The organism is Pseudomonas sp. NPDC098747, assembly GCF_044760045.1.
Lineage (GTDB): Bacteria > Pseudomonadota > Gammaproteobacteria > Pseudomonadales > Pseudomonadaceae > Aquipseudomonas.
On record NZ_JBIWAL010000002.1, the window covers coordinates 224,045 to 245,220 of the forward strand.

At 50.8% G+C, this 21,176-nt stretch carries 16 protein-coding genes and 1 pseudogene; 11 read left to right on the forward strand and 6 right to left on the reverse strand.

All coding sequences use genetic code 11. The annotated features are described in order from the left end of the window. The first annotated feature begins 442 nt into the window (after nucleotides 1-442). The 4 genes from ACIQVE_RS02045 to ACIQVE_RS02060 all read left to right on the forward strand — a co-directional run bounded on the left by ACIQVE_RS02045 (nucleotide 443) and on the right by ACIQVE_RS02060 (nucleotide 4,205). Nucleotides 443-805: a hypothetical protein gene (locus tag ACIQVE_RS02045; protein ID WP_402804010.1), complete on the forward strand. Its 363-nt coding sequence runs from the start codon at nucleotides 443-445 to the stop codon at nucleotides 803-805. Nucleotides 806-1,005: 200 nt separating this feature from the next. After that, nucleotides 1,006-1,641: a DUF1120 domain-containing protein gene (locus ACIQVE_RS02050; RefSeq protein WP_402804011.1), complete on the forward strand. Its 636-nt coding sequence runs from the start codon at nucleotides 1,006-1,008 to the stop codon at nucleotides 1,639-1,641. Between the two features lie 419 nt (nucleotides 1,642-2,060). Further along, nucleotides 2,061-2,723, forward strand: a complete 663-nt coding sequence (locus tag ACIQVE_RS02055; RefSeq protein WP_402804012.1) for a hypothetical protein — start codon at nucleotides 2,061-2,063, stop codon at nucleotides 2,721-2,723. A gap of 243 nt (nucleotides 2,724-2,966) precedes the next feature. Then, nucleotides 2,967-4,205, forward strand: coding sequence for an RDD family protein (locus ACIQVE_RS02060; protein WP_402804014.1), 1,239 nt, complete (start codon nucleotides 2,967-2,969; stop codon nucleotides 4,203-4,205). 207 nt (nucleotides 4,206-4,412) lie between these two features. Here the strand turns inward: ACIQVE_RS02060 and ACIQVE_RS02065 are convergent, their stop codons facing one another. Both ACIQVE_RS02065 and ACIQVE_RS02070 read right to left on the reverse strand, forming a co-directional pair. Next, entirely contained in the window at nucleotides 4,413-4,667 is a 255-nt protein-coding gene (locus ACIQVE_RS02065; RefSeq protein WP_402804015.1) for a hypothetical protein, read from the reverse strand. A gap of 302 nt (nucleotides 4,668-4,969) precedes the next feature. Then, complete coding sequence (locus ACIQVE_RS02070) at nucleotides 4,970-5,320, reverse strand: YgiW/YdeI family stress tolerance OB fold protein (RefSeq protein WP_402804017.1); 351 nt, start codon at nucleotides 5,318-5,320, stop codon at nucleotides 4,970-4,972. A gap of 498 nt (nucleotides 5,321-5,818) precedes the next feature. Here ACIQVE_RS02070 and ACIQVE_RS02075 point away from each other — a divergent pair, with 498 nt between their 5' ends. The 3 genes from ACIQVE_RS02075 (at nucleotide 5,819) to ACIQVE_RS02085 (ending at nucleotide 8,916) form a co-directional block, all read left to right on the forward strand. Continuing rightward, the gene (locus tag ACIQVE_RS02075) at nucleotides 5,819-6,619 is read left to right on the forward strand and encodes a glycosyltransferase family 2 protein (protein ID WP_402804018.1); all 801 of its coding nucleotides are present in this window, start codon (nucleotides 5,819-5,821) and stop codon (nucleotides 6,617-6,619) included. A gap of 65 nt (nucleotides 6,620-6,684) precedes the next feature. Continuing rightward, on the forward strand, nucleotides 6,685-7,488 hold the full coding sequence (locus ACIQVE_RS02080; protein ID WP_402804020.1) for a 2OG-Fe(II) oxygenase: 804 nt from the start codon (nucleotides 6,685-6,687) through the stop codon (nucleotides 7,486-7,488). A 459-nt stretch (nucleotides 7,489-7,947) separates the two neighbouring features. Then, nucleotides 7,948-8,916: a hypothetical protein gene (locus ACIQVE_RS02085; RefSeq protein ID WP_402804022.1), complete on the forward strand. Its 969-nt coding sequence runs from the start codon at nucleotides 7,948-7,950 to the stop codon at nucleotides 8,914-8,916. A 1,249-nt stretch (nucleotides 8,917-10,165) separates the two neighbouring features. On the opposite strand, the gene ACIQVE_RS02090 is transcribed toward ACIQVE_RS02085, so the two are convergent. Continuing rightward, entirely contained in the window at nucleotides 10,166-11,596 is a 1,431-nt protein-coding gene (locus ACIQVE_RS02090) for an ATP-binding protein (protein WP_402804024.1), read from the reverse strand. Between the two features lie 647 nt (nucleotides 11,597-12,243). Between ACIQVE_RS02090 and tssI the strand changes: the two genes are divergently transcribed. The 4 genes from tssI to ACIQVE_RS02110 all read left to right on the forward strand — a co-directional run bounded on the left by tssI (nucleotide 12,244) and on the right by ACIQVE_RS02110 (nucleotide 16,386). After that, nucleotides 12,244-14,103: a type VI secretion system tip protein TssI/VgrG gene (gene tssI / locus ACIQVE_RS02095; RefSeq protein WP_402804026.1), complete on the forward strand. Its 1,860-nt coding sequence runs from the start codon at nucleotides 12,244-12,246 to the stop codon at nucleotides 14,101-14,103. Between the two features lie 158 nt (nucleotides 14,104-14,261). Next, entirely contained in the window at nucleotides 14,262-15,095 is an 834-nt protein-coding gene (locus ACIQVE_RS02100) for a DUF4123 domain-containing protein (RefSeq protein WP_402804027.1), read from the forward strand. A 16-nt stretch (nucleotides 15,096-15,111) separates the two neighbouring features. Beyond that, nucleotides 15,112-15,423 carry a LysM peptidoglycan-binding domain-containing protein gene (locus ACIQVE_RS02105; RefSeq protein ID WP_402804028.1) on the forward strand — a complete coding sequence of 104 codons (312 nt, stop codon included), beginning with the start codon at nucleotides 15,112-15,114 and terminating at the stop codon, nucleotides 15,421-15,423. Nucleotides 15,424-15,501: 78 nt separating this feature from the next. Continuing rightward, a complete protein-coding gene (locus ACIQVE_RS02110; RefSeq protein ID WP_402804029.1) occupies nucleotides 15,502-16,386 on the forward strand; it encodes a hypothetical protein in 885 nt (294 codons plus the stop codon). 581 nt (nucleotides 16,387-16,967) lie between these two features. On the opposite strand, the gene ACIQVE_RS02115 is transcribed toward ACIQVE_RS02110, so the two are convergent. The 3 genes and pseudogenes from ACIQVE_RS02115 to ACIQVE_RS02125 all read right to left on the reverse strand — a co-directional run. Continuing rightward, on the reverse strand, nucleotides 16,968-17,819 hold the full coding sequence (locus ACIQVE_RS02115) for a type IV pilus biogenesis/stability protein PilW (RefSeq protein WP_402804031.1): 852 nt from the start codon (nucleotides 17,817-17,819) through the stop codon (nucleotides 16,968-16,970). A 1-nt stretch (nucleotide 17,820) separates the two neighbouring features. Beyond that, complete coding sequence (locus ACIQVE_RS02120; protein WP_402804034.1) at nucleotides 17,821-20,583, reverse strand: calcium-binding protein; 2,763 nt, start codon at nucleotides 20,581-20,583, stop codon at nucleotides 17,821-17,823. 164 nt (nucleotides 20,584-20,747) lie between these two features. Further along, a pseudogene (locus ACIQVE_RS02125) lies at nucleotides 20,748-21,176 on the reverse strand (type VI secretion system tip protein VgrG); the annotation flags it as partial.

Consider the following 21,176-nt stretch of genomic DNA (forward strand, 5'->3'; position numbering starts at 1 on the left):
TTTGCTATGACGACCCGTGAGGCAGACATCACACGGGGCAAGGTGTGGAGCAAGCGTGTCGTTTCGATTGGCTCCATGGCCCACAGAGACGCGTCGTGGATCACGCACGTAGGGATAATACAGGTCCTTGCTGAAGGATAGGCCGCTAATTTTTTTCCAGGCCTATCTCCTCCGCTCCCGAAGTGGCGGGGGCGTGTTCAGCCGCCGAAGGGGGGATTACGCGCAGACTTGCGATACGTTTAGATCGCGCGGGGTGAGATGACCGCAAAACCGTCAATGCCCGAGCCGATCGTGCGCTTCCCCGGCGACGCACTCTTCAGACATCACCCTGCCTCAAAAAGGGCTGAACCTGCCGTTCCAACGATTAATTCATCACAGGGGATGGCGGGACGGCTACAGCAATCGCTATGCGGCTATTATCAATATGAAGGATTCGCTATACATGACCAGTGTGACCATTAAAACCAGCTCCTTTTGGACATTACCCGCTGTGTTATTGCTTGCCGGAGTGACGTTGAGTGGATGCTCTGGTTTAGACACGAACACTTCAGATGCCGAAAATGTACCGGTGCGAGTCGAAATTCATGACAGCCGGGGGCTGCTGAAGGGGCGTCCTGTCATAGGAGGCTCCATGATGGCCGTACCGATCTGTCCATCCGGAAAATGCACCGCAACTTTCGAATACCAGTGGTTTGCGATCACACGTTCTGGCACTCATGCTATTGAGGGGGCGAACGCCCAGAGCTATACCCCGTCTCTACACGATTTGACCAGTCAATTTTTTGTCCGCGTAAGAACTAAATGACGTCGAGACGAGCGCGCTAGGTGTTGGTGCAGGGTGACAGGCTAAGAAACGACTGCGTCTGTCCACACGCCGCTCTACTTCAACGAATCATCCGAACTCTTAGACGCGACGGTAAAATCCGTTCTATAGTTTGCGGGCGTAGATCATTCCTTTTGCCTAAAACCGGCGCAACATACTCACCATGGATCAGGGTTGATGACATGAACAAATTATCGTTATTGATTCTTCCACTACTCTTGGGCCACAACATCAGCATGGCGGCCATTTCTGCTGATCTGCGCCTCGCTGTCACGCTTGTCCCGGCAGCTTGTGATATCACCCTGGCGGGCGGTGAATTCAATTTCGGCACCATTAGTAGCGGAACCTTAAGTGCTGCGAGAGAGAGCACCAAGACTTTCGCAAGTACAAAAAATCTGAGCATTGTATGTACCGGCCCATCTTTGATTGGTATCCGAGCCATAGATAATCGTACTGGCACATCCATCCGCTCAGGAGATGTTTATTACGGTATTGGGCGAGACAGTAAAGGCGGCAATATTGGTTATTACCTGATCGGCATTGGTGCGGTGCCAACGTTGGACGGCGTAGCAGCCTTCAAATCCAAGAGCGACGACGGAGGTGTCACGTGGGGCACCCTTAACGGTACTGCGTTATCACATTCGCCCGGCGCCGTACTTTCATGGAACAAAATCGCCGATAACGCTGACCCTGATCTGGTGACAGAAGTTGTACAACCCCTAGGGGTGGAAATGCACATCGCGCCAACTAACACTCTTGACATCAGTAACGAAATTACCATTGACGGCTCCACCACCATCGAACTGGTGTATCTATGAATACAATTTTCTAATGTAATTTTTACCTCATCACAACGAAAGTGAGTTGGTTTGTTTACGGTTACCGCATGGGTGTTTTTACTCAAGGCCGAGGTTATTGGCTTCAGGTGAGAGCACCCCGGTATGCAAACATTGCTATTGTTCTATCTATTACATAAGCGCGTTTATTTTTGCGACATCTGTTGGATCGACGGAGACAGACTTCGAGAAAACGCGTGATGAATCCGCTTAGCCATAGTGAAGAAAAACAACGTTGGTATAGCCGGCTACTGTTTCTGACCGAGCCTCGCCGTACAATGGCATAGTAGACAATCGCTTTATGCCTAAAATTTTCGTAACTGATCAAACTTGGCCACTGAAAATAAGCTGAACACGCCTAGAGCGCGCGTTCGGCTTTGGAATAGCTAGGAGCATGAGACGTGACAGGCACTAAACAACAAAAACGGATAAGGGTACTGGATCCGGTCGAGCGTACAACAGAAGTTGTCTTTGGACTGTTGATGGCGATGACTTTTGTGGGGACGCTCAGCGTCGCAACAGCTACCCAAGAAGACGTACATGTGATGCTGGTCGCCGCACTTGGATGCAATTTGGCCTGGGGATTGGCCGACGCCGTACTGTATCTGATACGCAGCCGGATCGACCGCAGACGAAATCGAACATTGATCGTCAAACTGCGCGAAACCCCAGATGCCTCTAAAGGACGATCCCTTTTGGCTGACAGTCTGTCAACGAATGTTGCAGCAGCCGCCGGACCCGAATTGCTGGAGTTGCTGCGCCAGCGCCTCATCGAGAGTGCAACTCCTGAGGTCCCAGTGCGGCTGCACTGGCACGATTACAAGGGCGCCCTAGGCGTGTTCCTGTTAGTCGTGCTGGCGACGCTTCCCGTCGTGACACCATTTCTATTCATTGATCAGGCATCTCTTGCCGTACGAGTATCTAATGTCATTGCCGTGATCATGCTTTGCATTTCCGGATGGACACTCGCTCGGTACGCGGGCGGTCGACCATGGCGCAGCGCTGTGGTAATGGCCGCCGTTGGCACAGGATTGCTCGCAGCCATCATTAAACTAGGAGGCTGACACGATGATACACAGATTGCTCTTACCAATGAGGTGATCATGGTTTCGCAAGGCACTCGGTGCGTGAACGAGCCCCTCTGATGGTTAAGCGACGGGCGCTGAATGCGGTGCACGTGGGTGCATCCGCACGGCGCCAATAGTTGAGCGTTACCCACCTGATCCCGAGCGAATTAAAAGACGCCGTGCAAACGAGTCAACAATCTAACGCTGCAGTGCGTTACGCCCACTATACTGAGCGCATTCATGTCATTGGTGAAACCTATGGTCGGTTGGTGGTACGCCAGGAAGAATAAAAAAATCGGTCCAATCGAAACCGTGGAATTGGAACGACTGGTGAGGGTCGGAAAAATTGGCGCTCACACTTATGTCTGGCATGAAGGCATGGATAATTGGTTGCCGATTGCCGCCGTTGCAGAATTCGCTCACGTCAAATTGGTTCAACCCCCACCCTTGCAGACCAAACTAAATGCCTCACCCGTGACGAACAGCATGGCCGGTCGCACAACACGTTTTTTTGCCCGGTTTTTTGATCTCTGGTGGGAAACACTTTTCATGGCGCTGCTTGTGGGCATCGCACTAGGCCGATTCTCCCCTGCAAATGTAGGATGGATCAACCAGCCCGGCGCGATTCAGGTTTTCGGTCTTGTTTGTGTACCGATTGCGCTGGTCTTCGACGCCCTGCTCTATCGGGCCGCAGGAAACACCCCAGGAAAAAGTCTGCTTGGTCTCCAAGTGGTCGCTTCTAAAGGCAGTCCTCTCAGTTTGGCTGAGTATCTCACACGCAATCTCTCCCTGTGGGTGAAAGGACTTGCATTGGGACTACCGCTGATAAGTCTATTCACGCTCATCATTCAGTGGCGCCAGCTGGGTAAAGGATTGCCAACGACTTACGACGAGCGCCCAAAGTTTCGTGTACTGGCGGTTCCTATTCCCGGGTGGCGGAAAATCGTTTTTGTGTGGTTTTTTGCGAGCCTGGTCCTGCTGACAGCAGTACTGCATATCGTTCAACAATCCAACCAGCCTGACGCCCACAGCGAAATTCAACAACGCTACCTGTGGGAAAATCGGCATACCGGACTCAACACCACGATTGATTCCCGGTGGCGTAACTCACTCCAGCCAATCAGTCTCGATCACCAGATCCATATGTTCTCCGAACAATCCGAACACTCGGTAGTGATGTTCGCGCGAGAGTTGGCGGGAGGCTACAACTTGGACAACTACGTGCATATGTTTCGTCAGGCAACCTCACAGACATTGCATTTTGCGAATACTGGGCAATATTTTGTGAGGGATGGACGCCAAGGATGGCGAGGTGCGGGCACTATTCGCACGCACAAAACCGATGACCGTCTCAGTGTTGAAATTATGCAGTACGGCGCCGTCTTCTGGCGCATTGTCACGATCCAAGCGGGACCTTTTGGTGACTCCGACGACTCTGTTGCGCAGTTAAGTGCCGACCTCTGGCGTACGGTCCACTAGCGGGTAGCGGGCGCAACGCGTGCTCGCATTAGCCCGGCGCAACATCGGACCAGACTTCGGCGGCTGACGCGCCGGACAACATGAATCAATTGCTTAGGGCAGATTGTTCACATCCGAAGTGGCAGACAGGCGTTTGGCGTGGCATCCGTACCACGCGCCTAACCGGACCGAAGACAATCAAAACTCAACTTACCAATCAGTCTATGCTCAGTATTTAATATCCCGAGCTTTCTCCCGCCCATCCTGTTTGGTATGGCGTTTATCCTGCCGACATTGCTGATTGCTTTTTTCATCAGCGATACGGCAATCCTGCTTCACTTGGCGTGCTTCCTGCCTGGTTTCTTGTCGAACGTCTCTCGCCTCACGACGCTGATCGCCCTGCTCGGTAAAAGCCCAGGACGACTGAATCGAAATAGCCAAAACTACGCCAGTTAACAATACTTGAATTCGGGCATTGGCCATAAAGTGCTCCTATTTTTTGAGAGATAATTGCCGCTGGACGCAAGTATCTCTGTTTAGCAGTCCAAATTTCAGCGAGCCATAAAAATGTAATGAGCCTACCATTCGTTATGACCTTGCCCACGCGTACCCTAAGGCTGTCAAACAGAGGTCAGAACTTGCAGAATCATAGTTGAATCAGCGAAGACGCACCATTCTCAACACTGCTTATCCAATAGGCTAATGCTAAAGATGAGCATTATATCAAACAGCTTACGCGACACCGATGTAGGCTCATGCTCCTTTTTGTTCGGAGCCGGTAAAATTCAGTTAATCAATTCAACAGAATCAACATCTATTTGACGCTCAAACACCTCGCGATCCACTTCGCCCCGCAATCGAACTTGGTTGTGCTCTGAAATAGCCACCATCGGCCAAAGTTCATCGTCAATATCTACGGTAATAGTACCGGTTGCATCCTTGAATTCGTACAGATCGTTCTGTAGTTGCTTAACGATTCTCCCTTGTAATACGACCTTTTCATCATCACTTGCTTCTGATGCCGCAGCCGCCGTGGTCACGGGCTTGGTTGCGCTCGGGCCAGAGTAGCCACCGTTCGCGAATGCTGGAGTTACGACGAGTGGAAAAATCATCAAAGCAAGCAAAGACCGTTTCATGCTGTTGCATCCATCAAATGTTTAAACCATGAGCTTGCACGCCCAAGCTTAACCATTCCTTAAAGAAGAAAAACGGTCATGCATAGCATGGATGTGCATCCGCCATCGCTGATTCCTCTTCTCGAGTTTGACGTGAGCATATCCTCCAAGACAGCGCAAGCCCTGCAATGCAACTCAAATTCTTGGCCACGGGTAGGCGATTCGCCATGACGAGATGCGAAACCCTGGAGCTTGTGGTTGTGCTCTTGAGCCGATGTAGGTGCGATGGGATTAAGACATGGATGAGTGATTGGCACAGACCAGCCAACTGTAACGAAATATTGCTGAACATGGCAGCTTTCGACATCGGGATATATCTTAATACAAGCTTAATTTTCATTATTTTCAGCTTGAGGAGCTGGAGCCGGCGGGCACGAATAGTTACCATGTGAGGGCAGCGCTATCACGCGTTTGAGGTGTGCGCTTAATGGAATCAGACTGACATAAGAGCACTCATTAGTGAACACGATTGAATTTTCTTCTGGCGACAAGCCTAGCTTTAGCGTGGTATTGGTCAATTACAAAACGCTGGACATGACAAAGATATGTCTGGAGTTGTTGCATGAGCATTTGGCGGGCAGTGCCGTGCCGGTTTGGGTTGTCGATAATTATTCTGCGGATGAAAGCACAGAATATTTGCGTTCGCTCGATTGGATTCGATTAATCGAGCGACCTTCTCCAGGCGCAGAGCAAGGCCATATGGCACATGGAAGAGCGCTTGATCTGGTTTTGAATCAAGTGGAGACTGATTTCCTTTTACTGCTCCATACCGATACGTTTATTTTTGATCAAAAAGTATTCAGCATGATGCTGAATAAGTGCGTTGCAAATGCTAATGTCGCCGCGGTGGGCTGCACGGAGCAGATCAATCGGGGACTGATCAGAAGTAGTTGGCGGTTCGCTTCCCGCCTATTCAAGCATTATTTCAGGCGAATGAAGATATCCTTTGGACTAAAATCAAGGGATCCAAAATTTTATCGGGAAACTCACTTAAAAAGCTTTTGTACATTGTGGAATTGCAAACTGATAAAAAAACATGGCTTGCGGTTTCTGATGGATGATGGTGTGCCAGGTTATACTTTGCAGGATATGATGGTCAAACTGGGTCATGACATCGTATTTTTACGCCCCTCGAAACTATTCAAATATCTTGATCATGCTCAGTCAGGAACAGTTGCCGCTGCGGGCGGCTATGGCAGCAACCATAGAAGAACCAAAACGTATGAAAATATGTTGAATCAGATCAAAGATCGCCGATGAGCGGGCAGTAGTGAATCGCAAATGCAGACAGGTAACACTGAAAACTCGCACAACCGGAGGACTACATGACACAGAACATTGAAAAGCTGCCAATTAAGACTACCCCCGAAATAGATTTTGATCTACGTGCCGCTGGTTATTTTGGAGCCTCACTGGCGCAAAAATATGCTAATGGCGAGCCGTTCCCCCATATCGTCATTGATGATTTTTTGCCGAAGGATCTAATCGCCAGTATTTGCTCGCATTTTCCTGATGAAGCAGTCGATGAGGAGATGCTGTATGAGCGCGGATACAAGGGGCAGAATAAGCGACAAATTAATCCCAACCAATGCGACCCTTTTCTACGACAAGTTTTCAACGTGTTTAATTCGGCGCCTATGCTGAATTTTCTAGAGGAGCTGACGGGCATTGAAGGACTGATTCCTGACCCCTACTTTGCAGGCGGAGGACTGCATGAAACTAAATCGGGTGGCTTTCTTGGCGTACACTCGGATTTCAGGTTGAATAAAAAACTAAATATAGAACGACGCTTAAATGTAATTATTTATTTAAATCGAGACTGGTTGCTGGAGTACGGCGGCAATTTAGAACTGTGGGATGCAGGAATGAGGCAATGCATCAAAAAAATACACCCAATTTACAATCGCGGTGTGATTTTCAACACAGACAAAGACAGTAACCACGGCCACCCAACCCCCTTAAGTACGCCTCCAGACATCTCTCGCCGCTCACTCGCACTGTATTACTACACTGCATTAAAAGGATCGCTTGATCCTACACAAAGAAACAAAACACATTACAAACCAAGACCCAGCGACCGGATCAGCCTTAAATATTATTGGACCAAATTATTTAAGAAAAAACCATAAGCCAGTTTCGTTATCTGCCTCCCTCGATACCAGCATGGCTAACACTTATTAATCTATTGAAACCCTAACGGGCACGGAAAAAGATGAGTAGTATCGTGCCACTCACCAATACGTAAAGTCGCATCTTGTATCGAGCACGCCACGTGCCAGAATGAAATTGCACGTGACGACCTGGACGCACTTATGGTGCGCCCTGGCCAAGTTGCTGTGCCAATGGAGATTATAAATCGATCCTTAGCAGCGTACTTCCCTACATTATCAAACGCCTCAGTCTGCACTGACATAGCAAAGCAAGTCCAAATTTCCGGGCCGCATGAATTGACATGGCAAGTGCTAGCTGTATCGCTCGCTCTGGCAACCTTATTTTGTAACCGGCACTTGCGATTCTTGCTTCGGGCGGTAATAGCTTTTAGGTATTATTCGCCTCTTACTAAAGTAGCAGTAACTAAGGAGTCAGGTGTGAGTGCAGGCAAGAAAATGTTAGGGATAATAGCGCTTGCACTGATGCTGTGCCTGTGGACCAGTTTTATTTACTTGTTTAACGACAGCAGTGACGGCATGTTGGGCGGTCCTCAGAACAGCACTGCCTGGTGCGGCACGCCCCCACCTACCAATGGCGCTGCGTCGGGCAGGGATCAACTGACGTTACGAATCACTAGCAACCTGCGCGGTGAGTTCATGCTCAGCGGCGCAGTGATCGTTTCCGAACGTACATTTAATCGTTACGACCTTGGCCGTAACGAACTACGCCTGCGGCTGGAACCCTTGCAGTGGTCGTACGACGTCTTGCCGATCTTCCATGAGCAGGTGAAGATCCAGCTACTGAGTCGTAACCTGTCATCCCTTAACAAAAGTGCCTATGCCGAACTCGAACCCCGACCTATCAGCGTGCCGGGTCAGACCATGAATTTCCCATTTGACACTTACCGCTACGGCTACAAACCGGTGTTGTATTACCTCAAGGGCAACGATCGTATCGACCTAAATTTCAAACACATCACAACGAGCATGGAGCTGTCGAATACTTTTACACCAATTCAACAGTACAACCGTGTGGGATATACCAATGCACAACCCTCACTGGCACGCGTGGAGGACTACAAACCTAATGCCGCCAACGAGTGTGCGTTCAGTATCGAGCGCAAGGGCTCGTTCAAGGTAATCGTCCTGCTATTGCTGCTGGTCATCGGCCTGCCGTTAATGCATGTGTTCTATCGCGACGAGCCAGGTATCGACTTTCTCGCGACGGTGGTCAGTATCGCTGCGATTCGGGTGCTGCTGCTCGGTCCGCTAAATGATTTTCAGTTGTACAAAATCGACTTCCTGCTTTTAGCGGTAATTATGCTTGTGGGTACGGTTTCACTGATCAAAGCGATGCGAGCCAATAGTCGGCGGGAGTTAGCGGTAAAGAGTGGTTCATCCTGGTGAACGGTGTTACAGCGTAGGGGGAGCATATAAGGCTGATCCTCCGGTGTGGCTTGCTCGCGAGCTCTGGCTAGAGACAGATTACCCCAGCTCAGAACACCAGTCGTTTCGTAGACGACCTTCTGATCACGTTGAATCTAGGAGCCTTCAAGTAGGCGCCATTGCGACTCCTGCTGCGCAAGTAATCCCTCTAGAACCTCGACCTACTAGCGCACCGTCCATTGGAACAGGCCCGGGGAGCGGCCCCCTTCCCTTGCCTGCTGATGCATCTCGGAAGCGCTCGCTTGGATCTGCAGCCTAAGCCCGTAAAACCTTCCCGTTCGCCGTCCTGGCTTTGAGCGTTCAGCTCTTAAACCGAGAACCGGTTGTAATTTTGCGAGGCTTGGCCCCTGCGTTCCGGGTCCTTTTGAACCGAGAAGTCGTTGATTTGGTAGCCAGAGGCATACATAGCTTAGCAGTTGCATCACTAAACATAGTTATGCACACAACGGCTGCGGCTCAATCCTCCGCCACCGCGGTCGAGTCGTCGCAGATACTGACAATACAATCCGGGCGAAAATCATTTGAAACAGCAAAGAGGGAACAGAAACGCAGCCGTGATCGCGCGTAAGCTAGCGACCTTAACTGTGACATGCGTTCCCGCGCCATTGCGTTGCACATCGAACTACATCGAACTACTTGAATTCATAATGCAGACATCGCAGCCCCCTCGAGAATGCAGTCTATCCAGAGACTATTTCAGGCAGCTCAGGCGATCCAAAAAAAATCGTAAAGCCGTCGCCAGTTTTTGTCTCAGGACATTGAGGCACCAAATACCCCACTTTTATGTGCCGCAAGCCATGCCGAGCAATCCTCAGCGGCGCTGTTTCCCAAATGCTAGAGTCGGGAGTCTAACCAAGAACCAACTAGAGACAACCTACACCAACTGCGCGCAAGGAAAACCCGGTGTACGTTGAAGTTGCCATTCAATTTGTCGGCGCGCTGTGGAAATTATATCAGTAAACAATAGGCAGCTGACTCCCGGCTCAAGCTCTCGTGCCGGGAAGCCATCAATCCGCCCTTCTATTACTAGAACTTTTATTGGCTTCGCGCTATACCCGGCAAGCTCATGACGATACCTAGTCGCTTGCTGGTAATCCGCGAAACACAAAGGATGCGAGGGGCGTTTGAACTCGATTAGCAAGAATTCCCCCAGCATGCTTTCATTCAACAGCAAATCTGGACGAATCGTGCCTTGCGCTCCGTAGTATTTCTATTTCAACAGCTCCTCAATCTGCCGTTTCAAAGTGATATTGGAAGTGAAGATGGTGAATGCTGCCCCCAAAATCCAAAGATTTACTTCCACAGCTTTGTGTACCGTTGACTCAAGACAGCTTTCATCTCGGACTAGGCGCTCCAAATCGTCCAAGAACTGCAATCTGGCCCTAGCTTGATCGACCAGAACAGCCATGTCGGCAAGGCCAAAGCTCTCCAGCGCATCAGCAAGGTTAACGACATCGCCTCGATTTGCTTCAGCGAGATGCTCGACGATAGAGCGATACTCGGTGCGTTCTACTGCTTCAAGAACAACAAACGCGAGAGCCTGTACCTTGTGCGCAGGTTCGTCGTAATACTTTTTCAGAACCTTTTTTATTGCGCGATCTGCGTACTCACGCTTGTGCTGAGGCAGTTTTTCCAATCGGCCGCCGACCGCTTTTCGCAAGCGAGCATGCGCGATTCGCATCTCCATACCGTGCGTAGAGCGGAAAGCCTCAACCAAATTTTCCTGCACGAAGGTGACGATCTGCAGGTAGGCCTCGCTGTTTTCGATTACCGAGTCCCACCCAGCAGTCACATAGTCCATCAGCCCGTCAGCTTCGACCTCGCCATACAGCTTTCTCAGCAGACGAGCAGGAATCTCATCACTGTTCTCCAAGCCAAAAAAGCCAGGCTTACCGACTGCCTTTCCTTCCACCATCAAAGTAATGCCGGGGCGTCTCAGACCACTTTTCTTTTTGCTAATGGCAAAACGAAGAGTCGCATCTCCCGCATCAGGAAACGTACCCCGCAGCTCAGTAAATTCTCCTTCAAGATCATCAATGCCCAGCGGTTTACCATTGATGATAATTTTGAAGTCCTTCTGCCGACCGTACTCCATGATCAGTTCTTGGCGTAGTCGATCAGCACTTGGGTAACGTAGCCCTTGGCGAAGATGCGTTAGTGTTACGCAGGTTCCATGATCTTCGGAGCTGCATTCGCTCACCTCTAACGGGAGCGTCAAGTGTTCGATGTCAGAGGCCGACTCAAGGTCCTGAATACCGAGCGTGAACGAAATCTGTTGGCCTCGGGCCATTGTGGTGAGACACATCACCGAAGCGGACATCAGCCCAGCAAATTTCCCGATCCCTTTCTTACCTTTGATCGGACGCCTTTTTTTTGATGTACGTCCATCAGTCCGCATCCGTCGATCAGATGCAATTTTCAGATAATGAGACTCAAGCTCCTGGCGAGTCATCCCGTTGCCATCGTCGCGCACAACAATAGGGCTATCGGTCAATGGTTCAGGTAGCTCTATTACCACCTCTTCTGCATCGGCATCCCATGCGTTATCAACTAACTCTTTAAGAGCTTTTTCTGTCGTTGAGTAATCTTGGCTGAGCAACGTTGCCAGTCGGGAATCAACCTGAAAATTTGCTTGCTGCATATCGCACTCCATCATGGGGATATTGGCCCAGTGCACGGTAACGACATGCACGAAAGTATGTTTCAGTTATTCTAATCACCCCTTCCGTGAAATTCGACAAGGCGATACCAATTTACAGCATTATTATTTACTACAAGACCGACCACACGATGTAATTCTACTCCCCTTTGAGGCCATTGTTAGCAACTAAAAAACAGCGCACCAGAGAAAAACCTTCATAGGGCTGAATGCGCGCCTAGAGCAAGGTGCCACGTGACGTTATTGGAAGATATAGAGTTAAAAGAACTGCTAGCCTTGATGGGTGAATCAGTAACGTATCGACGCCCATGACGAAAAACCGCTGAATTCGAGAGTATGGCTCTTGCCACAACACCATAACGCTGGCGATCCAATGCAAACATTTGAGATTTGTCGAGTTTTGAAACCGCCCCCAATACATGGTAGAAAGCGCCCTCCCTGCGAACTCCCCCCCTCACAGATTCGCACGCCTTAACACAGCTTTTTTTGCCGTAAAGTCACACGATTGATAATTTATGATTTCGTTAGACGCGCACGCAAGTTGCAAAGTGGGCTTTTGGGTCACAAAAGCCCGAGCCTAAATCAGTATCGTCCCCTCCACTACTCTTTCTCAGTTTAAGGACAAGTGCATGTTTGCGCCTGCCAATACCGCACAGTTTAAATTGCTGCTGCCCTCGGTCGACCACGATTTCAAAGTTCTGGCTTTTAAAGGCAGTGAAGCCCTCAACACGCCCTATGCCATTACCGTCGAACTGGTCAGCGAATACCCGAACATCGACATCGAGACCTTTCTCCACCATGGCGCCTTCCTCAAGTTCGGCCACAACGGTGAAGGTATTCATGGTCAAGTTTATTCGATCCGAACCGGCGAACATGGCCATCATTTAAGCCATTACAGTCTGGTGCTGATGCCACGTTTGGCATACCTGGATCACCGCCGTAATAAACGTATCTTCCAAGGGCGGACGGTGCCGCAGATTATCACTGAGGTGCTGAAAGAGCACGGCATTCTGGTCGGCGCACATGCGTGCTTCCAGCTCGGTTCGACGGTCTACCCGCCGCGTGAATACTGCGTCCAATATGATGAGAGCGACCTGTTCTTCCTCCAAAGGCTGTGTGAAGAGGAAGGACTGAGCTTTCATCACGTGCACACGCCCGACAATCACGAGTTGGTATTCGGGGACAATGTCAGCGCGTTCATAGTGCAAGATCCGGTGGCCTTCCAGCAGGACAATAGCCTGATCGCCGAGCAACCGGTCATTAAGCGCTTTAACGTCGGTTTCAATACACGCAGCAACCAAGTCAGTCGCCGCGACTATGACTTTCAGCAATCGCACGTGGTACTGGACCGTGAGGCCACCACTGAAATGACCCCTGCGCTGGAAGATTACGACTACCCCGGTCGTTTCGACAAAGGGGATCGCGGGACCCTGTTGGCCCGCCGCGCGCTGGAGCGCCATCGCAGTGACTACCAAGAGGCCAATGGAAAAAGCGATCAACCGATTTTGCGCAGCGGCTATATCCTTGAACTGAGCGAGCACCCGCAGTTGGCCTGGAACGATTTTTGGTTGCTCACCCGCGTCGAACACGAAGGTAAGCAACCCCAAGCCCTGTTGGAGTTCGCCAATACCTTTGCCTCCGATGTCGGCGGAGACGGGTTCAATCAGGGCTATCGCAACAGCTTCACGGCCACCCCTTGGGACGCCACTTACCGACCGGCGCTGGCGCATCCGAAATCGCGTATCCATGGTAGTCAGACTGCACTCGTGACCGGTCCGGCCGGAGAGGAAATTTATTGCGATGCTTTTGGGCGGGTCAAAATAAAGTTCCATTGGGATCGTCGCGATCCAGGCAGTGACCAAAGCAGTTGCTGGGTACGCGTCGCGTCCAACTGGGCCGGCATGAACCATGGCGCCGTGACGGTGCCGCGCGTGGGCATGGAAGTCGCAGTCACGTTCCTAGAAGGCGATCCCGATCAACCGCTGATCTACGGGTGCCTGCCCCATGTCGAAACCCCCGTGCCTTATCACTTACCGGAGAACAAGAGCCGAACGGTCCTTCGTAGCCAAACCACGCCAGGCGGGGAAGGCTACAACGAATTGCACATCGAAGACAGCCAAGGTCACGAAAAAATCTACCTCCGGGCGCAACGCGACCTGGAGCAACGGATCCTCAATGACAGCATGGCCGATATCGGCAACGACCGTCGCGAAGTAATTCGCCGCGACAGTCACCTTGACGTTAGCTTCGACCAGTTCACACAGATCGGACGCCACCACTCTCGCGTCACGGCGGGCGACGAAACGATCAGCGTCCATGGCAACGGCACACTCGATACCGGGAATATCCAGAATCATCAGGGCGGGCAATCAAGTGCAGGTGAACGCTGCCCACATCGTCGTGGATGCCCGCTCCAATCTGACTTTGCAGTGCGGCGGACATCACATTCAGATCAACCACGCGGGCATTTTCAGCAGTGTGACGATTGAAGACGGTGGTGAACCCGCCTGGGTGCCGTACGGAGTGCTGGAACGTGTGAGCTACCGCCTGCAATCGCGGGCGGGAGCGTTGCTGCCGGCGCCGCCGTGCCGCTTTGAAGAGTTGGGCGTGTGTAACTGCCCTCAGCATCAGTCATAGGTACAGTCGCATGATCACAACCATTGCTTCGCCCTTTCAATTGCCTGCCGCTCCCGGAGCGCTATGCCTGATTCTAGATGCCAGCTTCGATGCCCAATTGCAAACTTATCTTGAGGATGCAGCGGGCACGAGTGGCGCCCTGTGCGTTCCATTACTGGAAAGCACCCCGTATGCCGGTGTGCAAGACGTCGGGCCCTTCGCGCTGCTGTGTCCATCGACCAACGAATTGACCGCTTATGCCAGCGCCTTGCTGGAGCGTGCTGACGCCGGGTGTGTGGCCTATGTCCAGAATCCCCGCCATTTTGATCTGGCCATCGAACATTGGCGCAGCCTGCTGACAGTCCGCACCGATGAATCTACCGAACAAATGATGCGTTTTTTTGATCCGCGCTGGTTGGAGCCGCTGTTGAACAGCCTCAATGACAATGAGCTAACTGAGGTCATGGGACCGGTGACCGACTTCGCGTGGCGCAACGAGTTGGGCTGGCGCCATCGCCCCCCGGCTCCTTGCATCTGGGAGGGTGAGGTACAAGCCCCCGGCTGGTTTGACCTGACCCCGGCGCGTGAAACGGCGATGAATCATCAGCGTTTGCAGGTACTAGCCGGCCGCTTTGCCCAAGATTACAGCCATGCGTTGCCCATACCAGCCCCAGCGAACTTCGTGTACGACCAACTGCTTGCCGCCCACCACTCCGGTTTCACCCAAACACCTGATCAGGAACGCTGGCTGCGCCTGTCGCTGCGCCTAGGCGAGGGTTTTTGGTCTCGCTCACCTCACGGTGAAGTACTGGCCCGCCCGAGTCTGAGCCTGAGCGACAAACTCGTCGAACTTGAACGCCTCTGACTTTTTGGATGAATGCATGACCACATACACCGTTAAAGACGGCGATACCCTGAGCCAGATTGCCAAGAATCTGGAGACCTCGGTGCCTTTGTTACAGTCACTAAATACGCAGATCAAAGATCCTAACTTTATCAAGGCCGGCTGGTCACTGAACGCTCCTTCTGGGCCGACCCTTGTGCTGCCGCCCACGCTGGTTTTCGCCGATAGCGAAACGTCCATCTCCCTGAAAAGCGAACCCGAATGTGGGGATGAACTGGTCGAGATCATCCACATCACCGGTGAGGATAGGGGGGAGGGATCTATTTTCCAAATGGCTGGATTGTGTTAAACCCAGAAAGAAAAAGCCCGGCAGCTGTTATGCAGGGCTTTTTAAAATGTTCCTGCACCATGAAAAACTGGGTAATTCTTGGGTAAAAAGTGGATAAGAAAGGGGCAAAAAACAGGTAAGAAATGGGTAAGAACGGGGCAAAAAACCACCGCGGTCAAGTTCAAGCATGTCGACGCTCAGCAGCTCAAACTTAATGAGGTAGCCAGCCATATTAGCGAGCAGGACTTGATCCGCTGGCTGGATTTGCAGGTTCGACAATCTTATGTATCGCAGCTTCAGCTCCAGGCTTACGTAGTAAAAATGGTGAGCCACCTTATCCACCTACACCTGAGCCTGACCGCGCTGGTGCGAGCCCGCTTCCAGTTGGCGGACGCTATCAAGTCTGAAATTGAACGCCTGCGCAAGCTGGCGATGCGCAAAGGATTTCAGGGGCGCTTATTTGAGATGGCCGTTCCAACGCTGGAGGAAATGGCGCACTACAGCTTTACGTTCGACCCCGGCAAGTACCCAGCCCGGAACCTGTATCAGGGCAGCTATGAGCTCAACAAGCATTTCTATCCTGTCATCCACGATCTGCGGGAGAAAACTGGTACAGGCAAGCCTACTGAGGAATATCGCTGCGCAATGGCCATTGATGCCCACCTCAAAGTTAGACATTGGGTACGCAACATCGAACGCCAGCAACACTGCTCATTCTGGCTACCAACCTCCACTGACTACTTCTATCCTCACTTCGTGGCCGAGTTGGATGATGGCCGCGTACTGGTAGTAGAGTACAAAGGCGAGCCCTATAAAACCAACGATGACTCCAAGGAAAAAATCCAGGTTGGTCAGCAATGGGAAAAGTCTAGCAACGAACGCTGCCTATTTTTGTTTGCAATTGAGGTCGACGATAAGGGGCGGGATGTATTCAAGCAGGTTTCAGAAAAAATCTCGAATACCGGTCATGGACTAGCCCCATGAGAGGCAGGACACCGTTTCCAACTTTAGATAAGGGGAAACGGTGTCCTGTCTTTCAAGGGGTCGTTCAGCGTCACCAGCGCGAATCTTTGCGCAAGTGGCTGCATTCGCGAAAATTAGCAGCAAGGATGCCCCCAAGAAAAACAGTTGACAAAAAAATCCTCACGAAGCTCTTGATACATTTCACAATTAGAGAGGACGTTAAAATTCGGTTGTAGATCAGACTCGCATGGAAGAGGGTACGGTCGTTCCCGCTTCCATGAAGATGCTGCTGTGACCCCCTCAGGATTCAGAATCAAATTTCACAACTAACAAGAGAAGTGCCCTACTAAATCCGGATAAAATCCAGCCTTAGTAAGGCATTGTGTGAAAACAGGGCAACTCATGCGCTCCGCGTGCAAACTGTTATCGATCGTCACTTGCTCTCAACTGAAGGTTTTCACCATCAAACTCGTAATATCATGCTCAATACTTTCGTGCGACCTCATTGTCACTTGAATCCACTTCCGAGTCTTGTGAAACACCCATTATTATAATTAGACGGCTATCTCCGGAGATAGAAGCAATCCACGAGATCAACAACTCTACTGCGGAACTGTTGGTTTTGATCGCTCATAAACTCTAATTGGAATTTTATCACCTTTTTCTTCGGAATTCATTTCATCGGAGTACAGCTTATAATACTTAATCGCCTCTGCTTTTTTTTCCATATTCCACAATGAATCGGCAATATTTAACATCAATACTGTGCGCTTACCTATTAACTCGATGCCCCGATATAATTCTAAAGCGGAGGAGTCATCACCGGCTTGCGCTAGAAAAAACCCCAGATCGTTCAACGCTCGAACATTTTTTTTGGGTGGGTAGCAACTCATATAAGAGGACGCCCCCATAAATATTTGATCTTTAATTGCCATAGCTCTAGACTTGGCGTCAGAAACAGCTGCAACAGACTGGACCAACGCGCCGGGACTTATCGTCTCCACTAGTGGCTTAATAATTTCGCCTTCATCCGTAGACCACTTCCCCTCTTTCCAACTTCCAGAGCAAGCAGCAGCGGGCCGCGTTAGGAGCACACAGCCGGTTGTCAATGAAACAAGGTCACAGTAGCTTTTTTCCGTCCGCACTATCTGCTGACCGTCACCCAACTCGCCGAATACAGTTCGCTGAATTAGCGTATACTTTCCATCTGGATCACGGGAGCTTGAGGTGGTTCCACCCCCTACTAAATAGTGCGGCCCACTCTCGTACAAGCTGAATTCCAGGTTGTTTTTTGAAAAAGTAATTTGTTTCCAGACAGCGAGATTTTGATCCCATTCAGAAAACTTGAGGGTGGCGCCATCGACACCTATTAGATTAAGATTTTCAGCGTGGCAAGCTGTAATTAATAGAAAATGTGCACAAATTTGCATGACTAAAAATTTTAATTTAAACATTTCAGAATCCAGCTTTTAGGTGGTTATATCGCACGGATGCGTTTGTCATTCGCCTGCCAACACCATACAGCTCAAGCACTTTATTTTCATATATGTCGTAAGCGTCCCCCCAAGTATTAATATTTCTGTTGACTGTAGGGTTTTGAGCAAAAAAGGTATCTAGAGCGCTCCCTAAATCATCTTTTACATAGGACGGTCGATTGATATCATGGTCAAGAACCACCGCTTTTCCAAGAAGAGTTTTGAAAAAAGTGTTGGCAGTAAAATTATAACCAGTAGGTTTTTTGCCTAAAGCACTGTGTAGTCGATCTATAAAATCAGTTATCTGAATCTTCACGTATAACGGGTTTGACATTGCACAAGCCATTACTGCAACTGGTTGACAATCAACAACTCGCCCAAAAGTTGCGTCACTGCAACCAATCTTCAGATTGTTTTTTAGAGACTCACCTTCTAGCTTGGCTCCATTGGCGCGCGCATCTCCCTGATAAAACATTTTTGGCGAAGAGCTTGTTTCATCGAGCCTCCAACCATTGGATTCAAAAAGCTCAACAAATGCGATAGGATGTTGATCTTTGAATTTTTTAATTTGTGCGGGCAATTCACCTCCACCCGTAATATTGATTGTTTTTTGCATTGCACCTGCAGTGATTATTTCGCCATCGTAACTCTGCACACCATTTAACTTTGCCTCATTCGCAGACATGACAACTATAATTGTCTTTTCATTCTCAGTGACTTTCCCTTCGGATATCATCTCGCCCCACTCAGGCGCCTCCCCTAAATTTCTATCGCCGGTATGTAGTGGGCCATAGTGAACCATGGTAGACGTAGGCCAGCGAGTAACTTTTACAATGGCGTTGCAAGTACAGGATTTTGTTACGCTCATATTGGATATAAATTCAATCGGATGGAAGTGCCAAATCAGACTCGATGCCATCTGCGCACGTCCAGACAACTGGTCCCAGAACACGAAATTATCGATCCTTTCTTTTTCATGTTTTACCGTTTTTGGAATGGTCGGAAACAACTGGTCCAGTCTGCTCCACTTGGGCGAATCGGCTCTTTCTTTCCATTCGGTCGGATGATAAGCAACCAGTCGCGCCCACTGATCTCGCATGGCCGGGTTCATCATTGCCGCCTTGAGTTCGTCCGGTTCAGCGGTTTTATCGCCGTCGGTATCGATTTGTGCAAAGAGATCCTTGAAAAACTGCGGCATGTCTTCAGGATCGACAAAGCCATCAGCCATGGCGTTGCTCTCCTCGACAATCTCGAAGCCGAGCTTTTCCCGGTCGTGCTGGGTGATAATTGTGGCATCGGTTTTTTTTAGCCCCCCGGAGATCGTCTGACCATTTTCCACTACGCTGACGTCATAGTAATCCTCCCCTCCGTCCTGGATAATCGGAGCGGCTCTGAGGTCAATCACATGCTTTTTGGTTAGGCTTAGGGAGTCCGTTGCCGGTGCTTTCTTCTTGAGCACCGTTTCGCTCGGCAAATGCAGGTATTGCTCGCCGGTTTTTAACCCCGCGGCGTTTTGCAAAAAATCTTTGACCTGGGTGTCCGTGGTAAACAGCTCAACGTGCGCTTGGTAGTTGCTCTCGATCTCACCTTGTTCGTTTTTGATGTTCTCGATGTAGCCCAGATAACCCACCGGGTCTCCCGCTTTAATTGCTGTACCAACGCAGATGACTTCATCGAATCCTTGCGGTGCCACCTCCCCCCAATTGACCTTTTTATTGGGGCCTTCGTTCTCAACAATCGTCCAAAACGTCGCAGGCACCGGCTCGGGCCCCCAGCATCCTCCGCTGACCTTAGTACATTCGGCCATTCGTTGCGGTTGATTATCAATCATCAAGGTCAGCACCTTGCGACTGTCGAATTTGACTTCGCTGGTTACGCACAACTCCGCGTTGCCTTTTCGCGTGCCCGCAGGTTGCCCGTCAATGGCGTTTACCGGAGCGTTGTACAGCGGCAGTAGTTGAGTCGCCTTGGCTGTGACGATGCCTTTCCAGTATTTGGGCTTGACCCGCTCGGGTAGGGAATCGGCGGTCCAAATCGGCTGACCGGCCGCGTTCCGGTAGGGCGCGCCATTATTCAGGTAGGCAAACCAGACCTCATCACCGGCGTCACGGGTAGTGCTCGCGCCATCTTTCACACTGCCGGAAATGATCTTGCCTTTGGCATAGGTGACATTGCCGTTCTCGGCCTGGTCCAGCACCTCCAGCTTGGTGTCGCGGCTAAGTTTCCCGCAAGCGGGCGGCTTGGGTCCTGCTGCGGGGGCGACATCGTAGGCGTAAAAGTCGCCTACATTCATGGTCACCTTCGGGGTTGGTTGTTCCTCGGGGGATAACCGGTAGTGCTGGTAGGGTAATAGGTGCATGTACAAACTGTAAAACGTCAGTTTGTTGCGCTTGTCCTTGTTGGCCCCTTCTTCCGGGTTCGGCGCTGATGCGTACTCATGACGCACCAGGCAGAACGAGTTGGAGTACTTGAGTTTCGGCCCCGCATCACCGAAGGTCGTTTCCCGGTAGTCGTCATTGAGCCGATACGCCACGACCTCCCCATCAGCGATGCAGCACAGCGCATCGTCCCGCACACACTGGGGGGCGCTCAGGTCCGTAATGTGGATGCCTCCGTGCCAGAACTTATAAGACCCCAGCAGGTAATGACCCGACGTCTCTTTCTGGAGCTCTTGGTAAAGTTCGTTGACGTCCGTAAATGGTGTTTTGTCGGCTTTTCTGAACGGGTAGTGAAATTTGATCATTTAGTTAAATTTTCCGTACAGCAGGGACTGAATGCGATGCAGGCTGAGACAATCATGGACCTCGTCCTGCGGTGAACATCGCGCGTGGGAGCAACGTTTACTAGACGGTGCAGGCTGATTGAGCCTGTATATTCGTTGTCCCACGCGTGCTGAAAAATGAGGGGCTAACCGGAGAACCGAACAGACGCGGTTGGCTTACTTTCGCTGGGTATCAATTCGTCCAATCGTTCTTTGATGGCATTAATCCCCCACATCGGTTCTCCGCCTTCTTCGATGAGGACGCTGCTGAAGATCCCATCAGCATTCAGCACGATGTGTTGCCCACCACCCTTGAGGGTCAGTGTGGCGCCGGCATCGAGAATCACGTTGGCGCCAGATTTGATATGCACCTGATCGCCCGCCTGGATGACGTGAGTCACACTGGTATGGGTGTAACTGCTCCCGGTCACACTGGTACGGTCACCATCGCCCAGCACGGTGGTTCGCAAACCAGCGGTGTGATGTTCTTCAGTGCCGCCGATGGCGCGGTAACTGTTCCGGGTGATTTCCTCACGGCTGTCATTACCAATGGTGGCCGTGCTGTCGTTGCGGAT

Bases quoted from the DNA above. Each gene is read 5' to 3' on its own strand.
- tssI (WP_402804026.1), top strand. From the start codon at position 12,244: ATGTTTGCGCCTGCCAATACCGCACAGTTTAAATTGCTGCTGCCCTCG.
- ACIQVE_RS02050 (WP_402804011.1), top strand. From the start codon at position 1,006: ATGAACAAATTATCGTTATTGATTCTTCCACTACTCTTGGGCCACAAC.
- ACIQVE_RS02070 (WP_402804017.1), bottom strand. From the start codon at position 5,320: ATGAAACGGTCTTTGCTTGCTTTGATGATTTTTCCACTCGTCGTAACT.
- ACIQVE_RS02065 (WP_402804015.1), bottom strand. From the start codon at position 4,667: ATGGCCAATGCCCGAATTCAAGTATTGTTAACTGGCGTAGTTTTGGCT.
- ACIQVE_RS02115 (WP_402804031.1), bottom strand. From the start codon at position 17,819: ATGTTTAAATTAAAATTTTTAGTCATGCAAATTTGTGCACATTTTCTA.
- ACIQVE_RS02120 (WP_402804034.1), bottom strand. From the start codon at position 20,583: ATGATCAAATTTCACTACCCGTTCAGAAAAGCCGACAAAACACCATTT.
- ACIQVE_RS02060 (WP_402804014.1), top strand. From the start codon at position 2,967: ATGTCATTGGTGAAACCTATGGTCGGTTGGTGGTACGCCAGGAAGAAT.
- ACIQVE_RS02105 (WP_402804028.1), top strand. From the start codon at position 15,112: ATGACCACATACACCGTTAAAGACGGCGATACCCTGAGCCAGATTGCC.
- ACIQVE_RS02090 (WP_402804024.1), bottom strand. From the start codon at position 11,596: ATGCAGCAAGCAAATTTTCAGGTTGATTCCCGACTGGCAACGTTGCTC.
- ACIQVE_RS02100 (WP_402804027.1), top strand. From the start codon at position 14,262: ATGATCACAACCATTGCTTCGCCCTTTCAATTGCCTGCCGCTCCCGGA.
- ACIQVE_RS02045 (WP_402804010.1), top strand. From the start codon at position 443: ATGACCAGTGTGACCATTAAAACCAGCTCCTTTTGGACATTACCCGCT.
- ACIQVE_RS02080 (WP_402804020.1), top strand. From the start codon at position 6,685: ATGACACAGAACATTGAAAAGCTGCCAATTAAGACTACCCCCGAAATA.